At 33.7% G+C, this 18,507-nt stretch carries 17 protein-coding genes; 10 read left to right on the forward strand and 7 right to left on the reverse strand.

The features are described from left to right. Positions 1-197: 197 nt before the first annotated feature. From pepF to gdhA, 3 genes are all read right to left on the reverse strand, one after another. Positions 198-2,012, reverse strand: a complete 1,815-nt coding sequence (gene pepF, locus ABE048_RS00005) for an oligoendopeptidase F (RefSeq protein WP_430308428.1) — start codon at positions 2,010-2,012, stop codon at positions 198-200. 141 nt (positions 2,013-2,153) lie between these two features. Then, entirely contained in the window at positions 2,154-2,840 is a 687-nt protein-coding gene (locus ABE048_RS00010) for a phosphoribosylaminoimidazolesuccinocarboxamide synthase (RefSeq protein ID WP_430308429.1), read from the reverse strand. A 152-nt stretch (positions 2,841-2,992) separates the two neighbouring features. Beyond that, positions 2,993-4,366 (reverse strand): NADP-specific glutamate dehydrogenase, encoded by a 1,374-nt coding sequence (gdhA, locus tag ABE048_RS00015; RefSeq protein ID WP_430308430.1) that lies wholly within the window; start codon positions 4,364-4,366, stop codon positions 2,993-2,995. A 190-nt stretch (positions 4,367-4,556) separates the two neighbouring features. Here gdhA and ABE048_RS00020 point away from each other — a divergent pair, with 190 nt between their 5' ends. Beyond that, complete coding sequence (locus ABE048_RS00020; protein WP_430308431.1) at positions 4,557-5,012, forward strand: YaiI/YqxD family protein; 456 nt, start codon at positions 4,557-4,559, stop codon at positions 5,010-5,012. A gap of 80 nt (positions 5,013-5,092) precedes the next feature. Here ABE048_RS00020 and ABE048_RS00025 read toward each other — a convergent pair whose 3' ends face one another. Further along, on the reverse strand, positions 5,093-5,911 hold the full coding sequence (locus ABE048_RS00025; protein WP_430308432.1) for a squalene/phytoene synthase family protein: 819 nt from the start codon (positions 5,909-5,911) through the stop codon (positions 5,093-5,095). 406 nt (positions 5,912-6,317) lie between these two features. Between ABE048_RS00025 and coaW the strand changes: the two genes are divergently transcribed. The 3 genes from coaW to ABE048_RS00040 all read left to right on the forward strand — a co-directional run bounded on the left by coaW (position 6,318) and on the right by ABE048_RS00040 (position 8,901). Continuing rightward, complete coding sequence (gene coaW, locus ABE048_RS00030) at positions 6,318-7,148, forward strand: type II pantothenate kinase (RefSeq protein WP_430308433.1); 831 nt, start codon at positions 6,318-6,320, stop codon at positions 7,146-7,148. Positions 7,149-7,317: 169 nt separating this feature from the next. Next, positions 7,318-7,716, forward strand: coding sequence for a MarR family winged helix-turn-helix transcriptional regulator (locus ABE048_RS00035; protein ID WP_430308434.1), 399 nt, complete (start codon positions 7,318-7,320; stop codon positions 7,714-7,716). A 78-nt stretch (positions 7,717-7,794) separates the two neighbouring features. Then, on the forward strand, positions 7,795-8,901 hold the full coding sequence (locus tag ABE048_RS00040; protein ID WP_430308435.1) for an MFS transporter: 1,107 nt from the start codon (positions 7,795-7,797) through the stop codon (positions 8,899-8,901). A 58-nt stretch (positions 8,902-8,959) separates the two neighbouring features. On the opposite strand, the gene ABE048_RS00045 is transcribed toward ABE048_RS00040, so the two are convergent. Beyond that, positions 8,960-9,355, reverse strand: coding sequence for a ribonuclease HI family protein (locus ABE048_RS00045; RefSeq protein ID WP_430308436.1), 396 nt, complete (start codon positions 9,353-9,355; stop codon positions 8,960-8,962). An 89-nt stretch (positions 9,356-9,444) separates the two neighbouring features. Between ABE048_RS00045 and ABE048_RS00050 the strand changes: the two genes are divergently transcribed. From ABE048_RS00050 to ABE048_RS00060, 3 genes are all read left to right on the forward strand, one after another. Beyond that, positions 9,445-9,639 carry a zinc-finger domain-containing protein gene (locus ABE048_RS00050; protein WP_430308437.1) on the forward strand — a complete coding sequence of 65 codons (195 nt, stop codon included), beginning with the start codon at positions 9,445-9,447 and terminating at the stop codon, positions 9,637-9,639. Between the two features lie 269 nt (positions 9,640-9,908). Beyond that, positions 9,909-11,279: an aspartate kinase gene (locus tag ABE048_RS00055; RefSeq protein ID WP_430308438.1), complete on the forward strand. Its 1,371-nt coding sequence runs from the start codon at positions 9,909-9,911 to the stop codon at positions 11,277-11,279. Between the two features lie 207 nt (positions 11,280-11,486). Then, positions 11,487-12,794 (forward strand): hemolysin family protein, encoded by a 1,308-nt coding sequence (locus tag ABE048_RS00060; RefSeq protein ID WP_430308439.1) that lies wholly within the window; start codon positions 11,487-11,489, stop codon positions 12,792-12,794. A 42-nt stretch (positions 12,795-12,836) separates the two neighbouring features. On the opposite strand, the gene ABE048_RS00065 is transcribed toward ABE048_RS00060, so the two are convergent. Next, a complete protein-coding gene (locus ABE048_RS00065) occupies positions 12,837-13,037 on the reverse strand; it encodes a cold-shock protein (protein ID WP_430308440.1) in 201 nt (66 codons plus the stop codon). Positions 13,038-13,382: 345 nt separating this feature from the next. Here ABE048_RS00065 and ABE048_RS00070 point away from each other — a divergent pair, with 345 nt between their 5' ends. From ABE048_RS00070 to ABE048_RS00080, 3 genes are all read left to right on the forward strand, one after another. Continuing rightward, on the forward strand, positions 13,383-15,062 hold the full coding sequence (locus tag ABE048_RS00070) for a formate--tetrahydrofolate ligase (RefSeq protein ID WP_430308441.1): 1,680 nt from the start codon (positions 13,383-13,385) through the stop codon (positions 15,060-15,062). A 338-nt stretch (positions 15,063-15,400) separates the two neighbouring features. After that, entirely contained in the window at positions 15,401-15,766 is a 366-nt protein-coding gene (locus tag ABE048_RS00075) for a histidine kinase (protein ID WP_430308442.1), read from the forward strand. Between the two features lie 765 nt (positions 15,767-16,531). Continuing rightward, a complete protein-coding gene (locus ABE048_RS00080; protein WP_430308443.1) occupies positions 16,532-17,647 on the forward strand; it encodes a UDP-N-acetylmuramoyl-tripeptide--D-alanyl-D-alanine ligase in 1,116 nt (371 codons plus the stop codon). A 255-nt stretch (positions 17,648-17,902) separates the two neighbouring features. Here ABE048_RS00080 and ABE048_RS00085 read toward each other — a convergent pair. Beyond that, a partial coding sequence (locus tag ABE048_RS00085) for a hypothetical protein (protein ID WP_430308444.1) occupies positions 17,903-18,507 on the reverse strand: 605 nt, incomplete at its 5' end.

An 18,507-nucleotide genomic window follows, 5' to 3' on the forward strand; every position in this document is an offset into this window, starting at 1 on the left:
GCTAATTCCACATCATTCAGAAAACAGATTAATACTATTAAATTGATTCTATTACAATCGAAAAATGACAAAATTAAAAGGTATGAGTCCTGTACAATACTGAACTCATACCCAAGTCACCTAATGAAATACTTTTAGGAGTCATTCATTCTTATGGCACAATCACATTATTTTGTTTTTAACGATTTTAGCTTTTATTAATTTACTTTATGAATTTCTTCAGTCAATTCTTCTAGTTGATCAATTAATGAGCCGATAAAGGCGATTGTATCCTGAAGTGGTTTGTCGGTTGTAATATTGACTCCAGCCATTTGTGTTAATTCAACAGGTGTCTTTGTACCACCAGCTTGTAACACTTTTAACCAATCATCTACAGCTGTTTGACCTTCATGTAAAATACGTTGTGATACTTGAGTAGAAATAGTTAGTCCTGCACTATAAGTGTAAGGATATAAGCCCATGTAGTAGTGAGGTTGGCGCATCCAAGTTAGTTCTGCACCTTCGTTGATTTCTACATCGTTGCCCCAGAATTCTTCCAAAACAGAGCGTTTCAAGTTGTTTAAAATGTTAGCATTAACACCTTCGCCAGCATCCACTAATTCATACACTTTACGTTGATAAGCAGCTTCTAAAAGGTGAGTGACAAAGTTATGGTAATAAGTACGAGCAACAATTGATGCAATTACCCAGCGTTTGAAACGTGGATCATCTGAATGTTCAAGTAAGTAATTAGCCATCAACATTTCATTCATCGTAGATGGTGCTTCAACGAAATAAGTTGAAGATTCACTATTGAAAAGTGATTGACTTCTTTGTGCATTTCTAAAATGACCTGCATGTCCTAGTTCATGAGCTAATACGAAGACTTCGTTCATACGTTGTGTCCAAGAAATTAAAATATATGAATGGGAACCATATGGGCTAGAGCAGAATGCACCTGTGGATTTTCCTTCATTATTCGCAAAGTCTATCCAACGATCATCAAATGCACTATCAATCATTTCTAAATAGTCATCACCCATAACACCTAAAGCCTTTTTCATATAATCTCGTGATTCTTCGATTGTAATAGAAGGTTCATAATCTGGATCAAGTGAGACTTTCAAATCAGCAAAAGTCATTTTGTCTAAACCATGTTCTTTTTGTAGAAGTTTTGCATAACGACGCATTTGAGGTGCTAATTCCTTCATAATGACATCAATTTGACGATTATATAAATCACGATCGACTTCTTGTTCAAATAATAAATAATCAATTACTGAGTCATAGCCACGTAAATCGGCGATTGTTTTTTCAGTTTGAACATGAGTGTTATATGTTTTAGCTGTTGTATGTTGATAATCACTTAGTTTATCAGAGAAAGCTTTAAAAGCCTCGCGACGAACTGCAGTATCAGATTCTAATTCCCAATCACCTTCAAAAAGGTTATAGCTTAATGGGTAGCTTTTATTACCAACTGTGAAGTTTTCAAATTTCATATCAACTAATTTAGCTGTATTGTACAAACCGTAAGATGCATTAAAGGTGGAACCTAGTGCAGCTAATGTCTTTTCAACTTCAGGATGTAGCTGATGTTGTTTTTGAGCTATTAAACGATTGATATAATGCGTATAGTTTGGTGCTAGTTGAATAGCTTCTTCTAATAGTTCAGTAGATAATTCTAAAATTTCGCTATGTACAAATGATACTAAACTAGCAATTTGAGAAGAAACTGTAGCGAATTTACTAGTTCGAATTTGAGCTGTATCATTTGTTTGATCTGTTTCAAGATCTAATTCCATAAATGCACTAAAAGGAATTGTTGACACTTCAAAAGCTTCATAATCTGTGATAACATTGACAATTTGCTTTGCATCAGTAATTTGTCCTTGATATTTAGCATTGAATTTTTTCGCATCTTCAAGGATTTTTTGGACACCTGTATTATAAGCTTCTTCATTTGGAACAAGTGGTGATAAATCCCAAGTTTCAGCAACAGGAATATCTTGACGTTTTAGAACATTATTTATCAATTGAAACACTCCTTTATTACGTAATACGAATTAATTTCATTATAAATCGTATATTTCGTAAAGTAAAATATTTCAGATAAATTAAAAAAACCTAACGATATGTCGCGGGAAAGCGGGGATTTATCGTTAGGTGGTATTTTCTTATTTTGCTAATATTATTTTTTCAAGTTCCAATGGTTCAATGTATTTTTTTTCTTTATAAACGCGCATATTACCACCAGAAATTTCATCAATTAATAATATTTCACCAGTTTTTGCGTCACGACCAAATTCTAATTTAATATCGTGAAGTGTTAATCCTTTTTTGGCTAATTCAGTTCTTACAAAATTTGAAATATCAATTGCATGCTGCTTTAATACTTCATATTCTTCTTCAGTTAAAATGTCAAGCATTGCTAATGCATCTTTTGAAATAGGTGGATCTTGTCGTTCGTCGTCTTTAATCGTTACTTCAACAAAAGAGTCGAGTTCTTGGTCCTCTTCAACATAAGCACCATAACGTCTTAAAAAGCTACCGTCCGCACGGAATCGACAAATAACTTCTAACCCATTACCGAAAACAGTTGCAGGTTTTACAGTCATTGTCGATTCTTCAATGTTTGAAGAAATAAAGTGTGTTGGAACATCAATAGCATTTAGTCTTTTATAAAAGTATGTTGTTAAGCTAAGACCTGCGCGACCTGCACCTTCAATCGTTAACCCAACAGTATTTGCTCCTGGATCAAATACCCCATTGTTACCAGTAACATCATCCTTGAACTGCAATACTAAATGCCCCTCATCAACTTTAAATACATCCTTTGTTTTTCCTTCGTAAATTAGTTCCATTTTTCATACCCCCATTTCAATGTTATTGTAAGTTATTGTTAATGGTAATAGTGAAAAATATCCTAAAGAAAGAAAAAATAGCAAAAATAGATACATATAATGATAAAAAGCAGTAAACCCATAAGGATTTACTGCTTTAGCAAATTAATAAATTAAATTACACCTTGTGCAATCATTGCGTCAGCAACTTTTAAGAATCCAGCAATGTTCGCCCCAATTAATAGATTTCCTTCATGACCAAATTCTTTTGCCGCTTCTACGCTGTTTTGATAAATGGATTTCATAATATCATGTAGTTTTTCGTCTACTTCTTCGAATGTCCAGAATAAACGCATACTATTTTGCGCCATTTCTAATGCTGAAACAGCTACACCACCAGCATTTGCTGCTTTTGCAGGTGCAAACAATACATTGTTTGCAAAATAAACGTCAATGGCTTGAAGTGTTGAAGGCATATTTGCTCCTTCACCAACAGCTTTCAAACCGTTTTCAACAAGTATTTTTGCTGATTCTTCATCAATTTCATTTTGAGTTGCACATGGAAGGGCAATGTCACATGGAATTGTCCAAATACCATAACAACCTTCTTTATATGTTGCATCTGGATGTGTTTCAACATATTCTTTAATACGACCATGACGAACTTCTTTAATTTCTTTCACTGTATCTAAATTGATACCATTTGGATCATAAATATAACCATTAGAATCAGAACAAGCTACAACTGTTGCACCTAATTGTTGTGCTTTTTCAATTGCATAAGTGGATACATTACCTGAACCAGATACGACAACAGTTGCGCCTTCAAAAGTCATATCAATTTCTTTTAGCATTTCTTGTACGAAGTAAACACAGCCATAACCAGTTGCTTCTTTACGAGCCAATGATCCACCAAAACGAGGTAATTTACCTGTAATTACACCAGGTTCGTATGCACCACGGATGCGGTTGTATTGACCAAATAAGAATCCAATTTCACGTGCTCCTACACCTATGTCACCTGCTGGAACGTCTACATCTGGTCCAATATATTTGTGTAACTCTGTCATAAATGCTTGACAGAAGCGCATGATTTCTGCATCTGATTTACCTTTAGGATCAAAGTCAGAACCCCCTTTAGCACCTCCGATTGGTTGGCCAGTTAAAGAGTTTTTGAAAATTTGTTCAAAACCTAGGAATTTAATGATACTTTCGTTTACAGATGGATGGAAGCGAAGTCCCCCTTTGTAAGGTCCAATTGCTGAACTGTATTGTACTCGATACCCTCGGTTAACTTGGATTTTACCTTGATCATCTTCCCAAGAAACTCGAAATTTTACAACACGTTCTGGTTCAACAATTCGTTCTAAAAGGCTTGCTTGCATATATTCAGGACGTTGTGAAAAGACAGGTGTTAATGAATATAGAATTTCTTTTACTGCTTGTAAGAATTCAGGTTCATGATCATGATGTTTCATAAGATTGTTATACACACTATCAATATACTCAGTTGCTAATTTTTGTGAATCTGACATCGCTGTAATCATTAAGAAAAACCCCCATAAAATTTTGACTTATAAACATATATTAGACATAATCGTATGAATTTTCAATCATCTAATATTATAAAAATACAAAATTAACAGATATTTCAACTTGAAAGCGCTAACAATTGTGACAATTTAGCCATATAATGTTAGGTTAAAAAAGGTAAACTATATATAGGAGGGAAGTCAGATGACAAAAATATGTATTGATGCCGATGGCTGTCCTGTTGTTTCAGAAACTATTAAAATTGCAAAGGAATTCCGATTAGAAGTAATTATCTTTTGTGATACATCCCACCTTTTTGAAATAGAAGGGGTGAAAACCGTTGTTGTTTCTAAAGGAGCAGATGCAGTCGATTTTGAGCTTGTCAATCGAATTAAAAAAGGGGATATTACGATTACACAAGATTATGGACTTGCCGCAATGGTGTTAGCTAGAGGCGCTTATGTGATGAATCAGAATGGTTTGCAGTATACTTCAAATAATATCGATCAACTTTTATACTCACGTCATTTAAATCAGAAAATTCGTCAAGCTGGTGGTCGTACGAAAGGTCCTAAAAAAAGAACGAAAGAAACAAATGAAATATTTATTAATAATTTCCGCAAACTGTGCGAGTATGTTATTAAAAATAATAATGAATAAATGATAAAGTGAATAAAAAAAGCTGGTTGCATTGTTGCTACCAGCTTTATATTATAAAATTTCTACACTTAAATATCTGGTTACTCTGCAGTAACTTCTTCAACAGTTTGTTCGACTTCTTTACGAGTCATTTTTTCATGACCTTTGCGCATGGCTTCAAGTGTTTTATGTGCTAATGCTAATGGAATTTTACAGAACATTGAAATACTACGTTTAGAAATGCTTTTATTGTATTCGTCAGCTTTGGCTAAATTTTCTTCAGCATATTGGAAAAGGTCATCACGTGTCCATCCTTCTGGAACAAAGCTTACTCCGCGCTCTTTATCCTCTTCTTGATTACGTAAAATATTGACAATTTGTAATCCTCGACCATAACTGATTGCAAGTTCTCGATCAGTTTCGATACCAGCACCCCAGCGCCAAATATCAGATAACATCACGCCAACAAGACCAGCCACATAATAAGTATATTCATCTAAATCTTCCTTTGTTTTAACAATCCAACCCTTTGAGGCCCATTTTGCCATACCTTCTGCCATTTCACTAGTTGAAGCGGCTACTGTATCTCGAATTTCATCTGGGCATAGTGCTAACCAATCTGCAAGACGTAAAGAAACTTCTGGTAATTGATCAGCATAAGGCTCTAATAATTTCAGATAAGCTTCATTATCAAAGGGCTTTAATAATAATTTACTAGTTGAATTTAGTAATTCTGTTTTTACATGATTAGGTAATTCTTCATGATCCTCAATCTCATCAATCGCGCGCATACATAAATAAGCTGTTGCAACTGTCGTTTTTAACTCTCTTTCTAAAAATGTAATAGGAATAAAGAAAGTGCGGCTTGTTGCTTTTAAAACAGACATCGCTTCTTTATATAATTCTTTTTGTTGTTTCAATTGGAACTTCCTCCGTTCAAAATAAAGCATTAACTATATCCTACTTCAAATTCGGCAAAATAGAAAATTAAATATACATTTTCATTCATTCTTCATGATTTCAACTTAATAAACGTAGAGGGGAATTTTTCTGCGACGAAGCTAACTAAACGATATAGGCTTTTTATAGTATTCTTCAAAAGTATTTGATTATCTCTAAATTTATGATTACATAAAGCTATGAAAGCATTTTCAAGATATACCCAATGTGCTATAATATTTAAAATATTAAAGCGATATGAGTTCATCATCATCCGAAGATGATTACAACATACTAAAGAAAAAACAAATTGATTTTCAAAAAGCAAATTGCACTTTCTAATGAAACGGAGTAAAGTGTTATTGGTCGATTAAAAAGGAGATTTGTATGACAAAGGCAATTGGAATAGACGCTGGAGGAACGCTTACAAAGCTGGCATACTTAAATGATATGAATGAAATACAGCTAAAGCATTTCCCATCAAATGATTTACCAGCTGTTATAGACTGGATTCATCAACAAAATGATATTCAAAAAATTGGTTTAACAGGTGGTCGAACAGAGCAAGTAAAATTGATGTTAGACTCAGTTAAATCTGTTCATTATATAGTAGAATTTGAGGCGACATTAAAAGGTGTTCGTTATCAATTAGCTAAAGAAGGGTACCAATTCGATAAAAGTATTATTACGAATATTGGTACTGGAACTTCCATTCATTTTATGGACGAGAAGGAACATATGAGAGTTGGAGGAACTGGTGTTGGCGGAGGTACATTAATAGGACTTGCTGCTTTAACAACGGGCATCCATGATTATCAGGAAGTTCTTCAACTTGCAAAGGACGGGAACCGACAAGGGATTGACCTGTTAGTTCAAGACATTTATCAAGGAATGGATACACCATCCGAGCTTAAGCCTACCTTGACAGCTAGTAATTTTGGCAAAGTTGGAATTAAAGAATTTGAAAAATACGAACAAGCTGATATATTGGCAACAGTACAAGGTTTAGTTGGTGAAGTAATTACTACATTAAGTATACAATTAGCAAATCAAATGGATGCCGAATATATTCTCTATATTGGTACAACATTAGATCATAATGATAAATTACGGGAAATTATCGCTGACTATACTATTTTAAAAAAGAAAACACCTGTATTTTTAGAAGATCATGGCTTCAGTGGAGCAATTGGAGCTTTGATGAATATTATCGAATAGTCAAGAGACTTAATGGCCTATTAAGAGGTTATTAAGTCTTTTTTATTGTAATAATACAATGGTAATGATCTTACTTCTTGTATTATGACAAAAACTATTTACAAAAATAAAACTTAAGAATACAATTAATATTGTTATTTACCTAGGTAAATAATTTAGGGAGGACAATATGAACATAATTTTTCACGAAATCTTTCAAACGACACGAAAATTTACAAATAGTTTAAATGATGTACTAAAGGATTATGGTTTATACAATAGTCAGTGGACTATTTTGTATACTGTTTATCGCCATAAGACGATGACTTTAACTGAGATATGGAAGTATTTGAATGTTGAAGCGCCTACTGTCACACGGACAGTTTCGAGATTAGAACAATTAGGATGGTTAGTACGTCAGGAGGGGGAAGATCGTCGCTCTAGAATCATTACATTATCAGAGCAAGGTCTTGAAAAGTATCCAGCAGTTGAAGCTGCTGTTATGCAATTTGAAAATTCACTTGCAAAAGATTTATCGACTGAAGAACAACAGATGTTTTTGTCACTCTTACAAAAATTGAAGGGATGATGTTTTTTGGAAGACCAAAATAGAATATGGACAAAAAGATTTATTAGTTTATTTTGCACAAATATGAGTGTGTTTTTTGTGTTTTATGGATTAGTTTCTGTGTTGCCACTGTATGCTATAGGGGAACTCAATCGTTCAGAAGGTGATGCTGGATTATTACTTTCAATCTTCTTACTTTCAGCTATTATCACTCGACCATTTACAGGTAAAGTACTTGATATAGTAGGGAAAAGAAATATGTTAATCATGAGCTTAGTCTTCTATTTAATTACTACTATTTTATATATTTTTATAAAACCATTCATTTTATTATTAATATTACGATTTATCCAAGGGATTTCATTTAGTGTTTTAACAACTGCCAATAACTCAATTGCTGCAGATATTGTACCAAAATCCCGAAAAGGTGCAGGACTTGGTTATTTTACAATGTCATTAAACTTAGCAGTCGTATTAGGACCATTTATCGGATTACTTGTTATTCAATACTTAAATTTTGAAATTTTGTTTATCATTATGAGTGTTGTAATTATTTTAGGTTCTATTTGTGCTATGTCGATTAAGCTTGATGACCTTCCAATTCCACCTAAACCAGATAAATTAACATTCTCATTTTCGGATTTATTTGAGAAAAAAGCATTACCGTATGCGTTTTTTGCTTGTTTAATTGCTTTTTCCTATTCAAGCGTATTATCTTTCCTATCTGTCTATGCTAAGGAACGCAACTTAATGGAAGTAGCCACTGTGTTTTATGTAGTGTATGCTGCAGCAATGCTAATTACTCGTCCATTCACAGGGAAATTATATGACACAAAAGGGCCAAAGTATGTTATAATTCCAGGGTTCCTTTGTTTCGTAATCGGTTTATTGACCTTAGCATTTGTAAACGGTCCTGCGCTATTTTTGATAGCAGGTGTTTTTATAGGTTTAGGTTACGGTGCATTAGTTCCAAGTTTCCAATCACTTTGTTTGCAATCAGTAGAACATAGCAGAAGTGGTTACGCAACAGCGACATTCTTTACATTATTCGATGTTGGGATTGCACTTGGATCATGGTTATTAGGAATTGTTGCAACTTATTATCATTATGATTCAGTTTACGTAGTTGCAGCAGTAGTAATCTTCATAACATGTATTACTTACTTTGTGAAAACAGTTCAAAATTCAACGCATCAAACAGCTTGAAAGGGTCATAATAAGAACTGATCCTTGCATAAAGCAAAAATCAGTCCTTATTAATTGCTTATTTATTGGTTCCCTTTTGAATACCCTGTCGTGCAAGAGCATCTGCCGCTTTGTTTTGCGAATCAGGAATCCATTTAATAAAGAATAATTCAAATTGCTCTGTAAGTTTCAAGGCTTCCTCTAAATAGGGTTTGTAATCTTCATTTTTTACAAATTCTTTTTCAATAGAAGCAACTACAATTTTAGAATCGGAACGAACAGAAATTATATGTGTCGATAATTTTGCAGCTTCCTGCAATCCACGAATAAGAGCCATAAATTCAGCAATATGATTATTTGTTATACCAACAGGCTCACTTATTTGAACTTGGTGTCCCTCTCCTTTTATGAAAATTCCAATCGCACTGGGACCGGGATTGCCTGCGCTTGCGGCATCAATATATACTTCTAACATCTCATCACCACTTCCTAGTTCTATACTTGCATCTTAACACATAACGGTTGTAGAATAGACGAATACTGCAAATGAGGTGAGTTACTTTGATGGAGCAGGTAGCCATCGTTAAAGAAATCGATGAACTATTAGAAAACTATTGTGAAGATTGTTTAGCTAGAAAACACATGAGAAAAGAACGCGGCAAATCCGGTGCTCATAAATTTTGTATTGAATCTTGTACAGTTGGTGAGCAATTGCAGTTTTTGGGTCAAGAATTATTAAAAGTGTATACTAAATCATAATTAATTAAAATATAGATTATTTAGGAAAAAACACCATAAGGGTTTTCTTATGGTGTTTTATTAAGTACTGAAGTGAATGAAATAATAAGGGAACAAAACATAAAGCATAAAAAAATAGCCAGTATGTATTTGAAAATTGTTCAATTTAAAAATAATAATAGTAATTTTGATAAAAGTATTGACTATTTTTAGTATAATTTGTACACTGTGAAAAAACAATTGTTTACTATGGAAATACAAACAGAAAAATAATGTAAGGATCTGATGAGATGAAAGTATGTAAATTTGGTGGAACTTCAGTCGCGAGTGCAGAACAAATCAAAAAAGTAGCCGCAATTGTAAATTCAGATGCTAGTAGAAGATTTGTAGTAGTTTCTGCGCCTGGTAAACGATATAGTGAAGATATAAAAGTTACTGATTTATTAATCGAGTTAGCAGAAGCGGTAATTGAAGGGAAAGAATTCGAAGATAAACTTCAAAAGGTCGTAGCTCGCTATCAAGAAAATGCAGAAGGATTAGGCCTTGAACTTTCAATTGTTGAAGAAATTGCAACAGATTTACATGCACGTATTGATGAAGCATCTAAAATTAGCGATGAATATTTGCTTGATACGTTAAAAGCTAGTGGTGAAGATAATAATGCCAAAATGATCGCACAATTTTTTAACAGTATTGGCATTCAATCCAAATATATTAACCCAAAAGAAGCTGGCTTAATTGTTAATGATGCACCTGAACGAGCTCAAGCTCAACCAGAAGCCTATGTTAATTTGAACTTACTAAAAAATTCATCAGAAGTGATTGTTTTCCCTGGTTTCTTTGGCTATACAAAAGAAGGAGTATTACGTACATTTGATCGTGGTGGCTCTGATATTACTGGCTCTATTTTGGCAGCATCTATTCATGCCGATTTGTATGAAAATTTTACAGATGTAGATTGTGTTTTTAGCGCCAATCCAAAAGTGGTAAATAATCCTTCAGAAATCCATGAAATTACTTACAGAGAAATGCGTGAGTTGTCCTATGCAGGTTTTTCTGTATTTCATGATGAAGCGTTAATGCCAGTCGTAAAATTAGATATTCCCGTTAATATAAAAAATACAAATAATCCTCAAGCAGAGGGTACAAGAATTGTTTCAAAACGTAAAGGAAATCCTAGACCGGTAACAGGGATATCAGCTGACTCTGAATTCTCTATTTTATATGTAAGTAAAGTTTTAATGAATAGAGAGATTGGATTTGGACGTAAGTTACTTCAAATTCTAGAAGAAGAACGTATTTCTTATGAGCATATACCATCGGGATTGGATGATATTTCAGTCATTATTCGTAAGCATCAACTAACACCTGAAAAAGAAAATCGAATTGTTAAACGAGTTTATAGTGAATTACATGTAGATGATGTATACTTCCGTCATGGATTCTCCATGGTAGTTGTAGTAGGAGAAGGAATGAAAAACAACACTGGTTTAGCGGCACGCGCAGCAACAGCCATTTCAAAAACAGGTGCAAATATCGAAATGATTAATCAGGGATCTTCTGAAGTAAGCTTGTCATTTGGTGTACAAGAAAAATATCAGGAGCTGATTATACAAGCATTATATGAAGAGTTTTTTGCCGCTGTTGCAGCAGCGCGATAAGTGTCTAAACAAAACGCCTTTTTCTTAAGGTGTTTTTTTAGTAAGAAAAAAGTGAATTATTATATTATTTTTGGAGAAAATTTAATATATTAATAATAGCTTTAATTTGTTTTTTTAATTGGTTTCCTTTAAATTTAGAATAGTAAGAAAAAACAGGAGGTGAATTCTCTACGTTGAAGAAATGTATTCGACGTAGAGAGACCGTATTTGGACATTGAAATAGCCAGTAATTTAGTTCTGTTTGTTATTTTAATCGCGATGACTGCATTTTTCGTCGCAACTGAATTCGCTATTGTAAAGGTGAGGCCTACTCGAATCGATCAGTTATTAGCAGAAGGCAACAAAAAAGCGATCAAAGCAAAAAAGGTGCTGACACATCTAGATGAATATTTATCTGCTTGCCAACTAGGCATTACAATCACAGCACTCGGCTTAGGGTGGATTGGTGAACCTACTGCGGATAAACTATTACATCCACTTTTTGAGGCTGTGGGCATCGAAGGAAGTACTGCGACTCTACTTTCCTTTATCGTGGCATTCTCAGTAGTAACGTTTACACATGTTGTAGTAGGGGAATTAGCTCCGAAAACATTTGCGATTCAACAAGCAGAGAAGATTACCTTGAATTTTTCAGGGACTTTGATACTCTTTCATAATATCGTGTATCCAGCAATCAAATTATTAAATGGATCTGCAAGAGTTTTGACGAGTATTTTTGGCTTAAAAATGCAATCCGAAGGCGAAGAAGTTCATAGTGAAGAAGAATTACGAATGATTTTATCCGATAGTTATAAAAATGGTGAAATCAATCCTTCCGAATATAAATTGGTAAATCAAATTTTTGAGTTTGATGAGCGGATTGCTAAGGAAATTATGGTGCCTCGAACTGAAATTGTTAGTATTGATAAGGAAACCACATTAGATGAAGTTTTTGAGTTGATTAATGTGGAGCAATATACACGTTATCCCGTTACAGATGGTGATAAAGACCATGTAATTGGAATAGTTAATATGAAACAGTTACTATCAGCGCTTATTATAGATGATAAAAGTAGATCGAAAACTGTCCAAGAATATATACAGCCAGTGATTCGTATTATTGAAACAGTTCCAATAAATAATTTACTTGTTAAATTTCAAAAAGAAAGAATTCATATGGCCATTTTACTTGATGAATATGGTGGTACATCAGGACTCGTAACAATTGAAGATATCATTGAAGAAATTGTTGGTGAAATTCGTGATGAATTTGATGGCGATGAATTGCCAGAGATTCAAAAAGTAGCTGAAGGTCATTTTAGTTTTGATGGGAAAGTTTTGCTTGATCAAGTGAATGATATGTTGGGCGTTCAAATTGATGAGGAAGATATTGATACAATTGGTGGCTGGTTTATGTCACAACAAGACAATGCTAAAGAAGGAGATTTCTTTGAAGCTGATGGTTTTCAATTTATCGTAAATGAAGTGAATAAACATCAAATTGTAAGAATCGAAGCCATAAAATTAGGGGCATAGAAAAAAGCTATTCAGTCATTTCGGCTGAATAGCTTTTTTAATTTATAGTTTAATTACATTTGCAGCTTGGGGACCGCGGTTTCCTTCGATAATATCGAAACACACATCTTGTCCTTCATTCAACGTACGGAATCCTTCTTCTTGAATGCCAGTGAAATGGACAAAAACGTCATCACCATTATTGTACTCAATAAAACCATAGCCTTTTTCGTTATCGAACCATTTTACTTTTCCTTGGTGCATACGCGTTCCTCCTAACAACAAAATTCAATTTTGACATTTTCTCATGCTAATTTTGGTAAGTCGAGTATCCCAACTAAAAAATTATGAGAGATCATCAACAGCCTTATTTAGCTAAATGGATCACCTAGCACTCAAAAAGATATGGACGAATCCATCTGCAAATCGAAGACATAGTTTATCCAATAATATAAACTATACATGATTTTATAAAAAATGTCAATTCTTTGTCGATGTTTAGCTCTAATTGCTGAATATTCTATTTTATAGTATGGTTATGTTATCAAAAAGGTGAGAATCAAATAATAATGCTCAGCTTTAATTATTGAAACGAAAGAAGGAGCCGCTGTGTCAAAAACTGTCCAACCATTATCAGATTTAGAAATTGCTAGAAATGCAATGATACAACCAATAACAGAAATTGCAGCAGTTGCAGGAATTCCTGAGGATGCACTTGAACTTTACGGTAAATACAAAGCGAAAATTGATGTGAGTAAATTAGGTCAAAAAAAACCGAATGCAAAAGTGGTGCTTGTGACAGCAACAAATCCAACTCCAGCTGGAGAAGGAAAATCGACAGTGACTGTTGGTCTTGCTGATGCTTTACATAAGTTACAACAAAATGTTATTGTCGCTCTTCGTGAACCTTCATTAGGACCAGTTATGGGGATTAAAGGTGGTGCCACTGGCGGTGGATACGCTCAAGTATTACCAATGGATGATATCAACCTTCATTTTACTGGTGATTTACATGCAATTACAACTGCTAATAATGCACTAGCTGCATTAATTGATAATCATATTCACCAAGGAAATATGCTTCAAATTGACCCACGAAGAATAATATGGAAGCGTGTACTAGATATGAATGATCGTGCACTACGCAATGTTGTGATTGGTCTTGGTGGCCCTGGACAAGGAATACCAAGAGAAGACGGTTTTGACATTACCGTCGCATCTGAAATAATGGCTATTTTTTGCTTAGCAACAGACCTTCAAGATTTGAAAAAGAGAATTTCTGATATCGTTATCGGCTATACTTACGGCAAAGAACCTGTTTTTGTTAGAGACTTAAAGGTTGAAGGAGCACTTACACTTTTATTAAAAGATGCATTCAAACCTAATCTTGTTCAAACAATAGAAGGTACTCCAGCTATTATCCATGGCGGTCCATTTGCGAACATAGCACATGGATGTAACTCCATCCAAGCAACAAACACGGCACGAAAGCTTGCTGAAATTGTGGTAACAGAAGCTGGATTCGGTGCAGATTTAGGTGCGGAAAAATTCATGGATATTAAAGCCGTTCAAGGAAACTTCAAACCGAATGCTGTGGTAATCGTTGCAACCATTCGTGCATTAAAAATGCATGGAGGCGTAGACAAAACAGCACTAAAAACAGAAAATATCGAAGCAATTAAAAAGGGTATTGCGAACCTTGCCAAGCACATTGACACTATCCGTCAGTTTGGTGTAGAGCCAATAGTTGCATTGAACCGCTTTATTACTGATACTGAAGCAGAGATTTCAGAGGTTATTGAATGGTGTAATAATCATCATGTTAAAATTGCACGTACAAACGTCTGGGAAGAAGGCGGTGCTGGCGGTATTGAGCTTGCAAAAGCAGTATTAGAAGTTGTGAATGAAGAAAATCATTTCAAACCAATATATGATGTGACTGACTCTATTGAAGAAAAAGTACGTTCAATTGTTCAGAAAGTTTATGGTGGACAAGATGTGAAGTTTACAGATAAAGCACGAAAACAAATGGTTGAAATTGAAAAATTCGGTTGGGATTCGTTACCGATTTGTATGGCAAAAACACAATATTCATTGACCGACCAACCAAAGTTATTAGGTCGACCAGAAGAATTCACAATTACAGTTCGTGAAATTATTCCAAAACTAGGTGCAAACTTTTTGGTATGTCTTACAGGTGACATCATGACAATGCCGGGCCTACCTAAAATACCTGCTGCATTGAAAATGGATGTTGACAACGATGGCAACGCACTAGGTTTATTCTAATTTTTTTCTAATGAAAAAATGATAATTATAAAAAGGAGTACCAAATATTTTTATTAAAAGTCAAGATTTTAAGTAATATACTTAATGTATCAGTATTCTTTATACAATGTGTAACATTATAATAAGTTATTTTAAAGCTGAACTAATTTTTGTATTAGTTCAGCTTTTATTTGTGTTTAAAGATATAACTTATGTTCAACAATCGGGCCATATTGTTGAACAACAATTTTAAAACAAAGTAGATATTCTGAAGATTTACAATTAAACTATTGAGGCAGAATACTTGAATAAGAAAGTTGTATTATTGTTAATGACAATTTCATCGGAGGAAATTTGATATGGATAAAAAACAACAGTTATTTCTACATAACTTAAAAAATATTAAGGACTACTGGACAAAAACAGCTATTGATAGCTTGAATCCTAATTCAGATTTATTCTGGTCTGAAAATGAAGACGAGTACAAAATTCTACAAACCAACCTTATAACAAAGGAAGAAATAAACGCTTATCGTAAAGTTCAAAATGAAATTATCCAAGGGGTAATTCACTCGATATTAGTAATGATAGATGGTGGAGATGAACTCGCTGATAAATATTTAATTGATTTAGTGGATAGAGAGACACGAGAGTCACTTCAAAAAGAAACTGCATTACACGAGGAGTTTATCGGTTATTTACTGGATACAGAAGCCGAAAAATGAATGTTTTTATTAAGCTAATAGAGGCGTTAATTAAACAATTATAGTATTTAGAACTTCAACAATCGGGCGCTTTTCTGAAATAAAGAAAGCGTCTTTTTTCAATTAAAGGGCCAGAATATTGAAGAATGGATTGTACCTTACTATCAACAATTTAAAATTAATCACGATGAACCGTATCATAAAAGAGGCGGTTTCTATATTAATTTTTCCTGCATAATAAAAAACAAGAGAAAGATTATACATTTGATAACTATAAAAATTATTAAATTGTATTAAAAGCTGACCCATGTTCGTTAAAATTGACAATTCCTTCGGGTCAGCTTTTTTTCTTAATCTTAATTGCTTTTTTAATTGGAACCAAATTCTACAGCAGGAGTTTTCAAAAAAAGGCAAGTGTTTATTTGGTATGCGGTGTATTTTTTGGCTTCTTTTTTGATCAAACATTAAGCGTTTCACCGGTGAGTTTTTACGATATCGGTGAGTTACCGATTTTCTTTCCCAGTGTATGTATGGGCCATATGGCTATTTGTTCTTTTATCTATATGTTGAATAAACTAGTAAATAATAATAAAAAATCCAAGAAGCATTACAGGTTCGATTGTTCGAATTGTAATCCTTTTACTTTTAATTCATTTAAGAGGATAAAACATCCATAACATTTTAATGATTTAACATAATTTAGGAATAAGGAAACGTTAAAAAAGCATGAATTATTATTTTTGGAATTTTAATTTGTGGTTTGAAATGGAAAGTGGGTGATAATAAGTGCATAAAAATGTTATTGATATACCAATCATAGCGATTACGGGAAGTTCAGGAAAAACAACTGTCAAAGAAATGGTTTCATCTATTTTACAGCTGTGTTGGAAAACGTTTAAATCATTTGAAAATGGAAATGATGTATGGTTTACCTCTCAATATGTGAAACAAATAGATTCCTCTTATCAGGCAATCGTATTAGAATACGGTATGACACATGCTGGGAATATTACGGAGCATTGCAGGCTCATTCAACCTAATATGGGAATCATCACCAATGTAGGTATAGCCCATGTTGGAAATTTTGAAGATCAGAAATATGGGGTGATTTCAGCGAAGTCAGAATTAATTAAAGGAATGAAACCGGATGGGATATTGTTTTTAAATGAGGATGACACAATTTCAAAATTGCTGGATAGGGGCGGATTTAAGGGGGAAGTAATTACTATTGGCATACAAAATAACGCAGATTATAAGGCAAAGGAAATCCATTATAATGATAATGGAATGGATTTTCAGGTGGAGATTGATGGTATAAACAGCCCTTTTTATATTCCTATTTTTGGATATCACAATGTTTATAATGCTTTATTTGCTATAGCTGTTTCACATAGATTTGGTTTCTCAATAGAAGATATACGGCTTGGTTTAGGAACTTATTACAAAACGTTTGGCAGGTTAACAGTTTATCGTTTAAAAAATGAAATAACCATCATTAATGACACTTTTAATGCAAAACCTGATGCTATGAAAGTAGCTATTGATGTCTTAAGTAATATAGGTAAAGGCACAAAGATTGCTGTTTTGGGCTGCATGTTTGACTTAGGCACCTATACAGTACACGCCCATAAAGAAATAGGTCATTATGCAGCCAGCAGAAAGGTACATTATCTATATACTGTAGGGAAAGAAGCTAAAATAATTGGAGAAGCTGCGTTAGAATCAGGCTTATTAGATGAAAATGTAAAACATTTTGATTCCCTTGACCAATTACATCAAACACTAATTGGTAAAATTGAGCCAAATACTGCTGTTCTTATTAAAGGCTATTGTGGGATTGAGAATTCAATAAAATTAAAAATGACTGATACGGCCATGTTTTTAAAAAACTATTTTGAATGAATGATAGGAACGAACAAACAAGTTGTCTTGTTTGCTCTATACAATGTCTTAATCATAGGTTTGTCGATGGTGATATATAAGAAAGGGAACGGAATACGGTTAAAAGTCATCAAGTTCACCCAAATTGGTGTAAGAACTAAAATTTACAGAAACGAAAGTTATTATTAAAAACCGCCGTTTAAACAGGTGCGGTGAGCCGTATCATAAGTAAGTGCGGTTAACGAAAAACCCTTTAAAACGTTAAGAGAAAACGTTTTAAAGGGTTTTCTTATTTTCAGAGAAACGCATAGTGGCAGCATCAAAAATCAACTTTATAGGTTGTCCTTCAATAAGTGTTTGAGCGCTTATGTGTAGTAAATGACCTTCCCAATTATCAAATTCAATATAATCTACAGGTATAGGATTCTCTAGTTCAACTAGTTCATCAATAGATTTAGTGATTGTGAAAATTGTATAGTAGCCTGAAAATAGCAGCTTACCCTCTGGAGAGAAGGTTACATTCCTAATTGTACGGCCAGTTTCCCAAAAGTCACGTACTTGATAATTTGATGGGGTTTCACAATCAATCTCATATAAAAATGTATCTGTAAGAACATAACAAAAATTATTTTTAGTAGAAAGGGCGACATAGCTAGGTTTGCCTTGAAATTGACCATAAAACTCATTGTAATCTTCGTCTTCGAATTTCACCCAAGTCCAAGATTGAGTAGATAAAGGAGCTTTAAAAATTTGCTCTGGATATTTTCCAGCTAATGGCTGTGTAGTAATTTGTGCAGATATAATCATTTGTGTGTCTATCTTGGTTGAAGTGGAATTAGCGGAGACTCCTGTGGGAAAACGGACTAGACGAGACCCCGCAG

It is taken from the genome of Rummeliibacillus pycnus (assembly GCF_050459865.1).
GTDB lineage: Bacteria > Bacillota > Bacilli > Bacillales_A > Planococcaceae > Rummeliibacillus > Rummeliibacillus pycnus_B.

Excerpts from the sequence above, each read along its gene's own strand:
- coaW (WP_430308433.1), top strand. The coding sequence starts at position 6,318 with ATGACAAAGGCAATTGGAATAGACGCTGGAGGAACGCTTACAAAGCTG.
- ABE048_RS00020 (WP_430308431.1), top strand. The coding sequence starts at position 4,557 with ATGACAAAAATATGTATTGATGCCGATGGCTGTCCTGTTGTTTCAGAA.
- ABE048_RS00050 (WP_430308437.1), top strand. The coding sequence starts at position 9,445 with ATGGAGCAGGTAGCCATCGTTAAAGAAATCGATGAACTATTAGAAAAC.
- gdhA (WP_430308430.1), bottom strand. The coding sequence starts at position 4,366 with ATGATTACAGCGATGTCAGATTCACAAAAATTAGCAACTGAGTATATT.
- ABE048_RS00010 (WP_430308429.1), bottom strand. The coding sequence starts at position 2,840 with ATGGAACTAATTTACGAAGGAAAAACAAAGGATGTATTTAAAGTTGAT.
- ABE048_RS00075 (WP_430308442.1), top strand. The coding sequence starts at position 15,401 with ATGGATAAAAAACAACAGTTATTTCTACATAACTTAAAAAATATTAAG.
- ABE048_RS00045 (WP_430308436.1), bottom strand. The coding sequence starts at position 9,355 with ATGTTAGAAGTATATATTGATGCCGCAAGCGCAGGCAATCCCGGTCCC.
- ABE048_RS00035 (WP_430308434.1), top strand. The coding sequence starts at position 7,318 with ATGAACATAATTTTTCACGAAATCTTTCAAACGACACGAAAATTTACA.
- ABE048_RS00055 (WP_430308438.1), top strand. The coding sequence starts at position 9,909 with ATGAAAGTATGTAAATTTGGTGGAACTTCAGTCGCGAGTGCAGAACAA.
- ABE048_RS00065 (WP_430308440.1), bottom strand. The coding sequence starts at position 13,037 with ATGCACCAAGGAAAAGTAAAATGGTTCGATAACGAAAAAGGCTATGGT.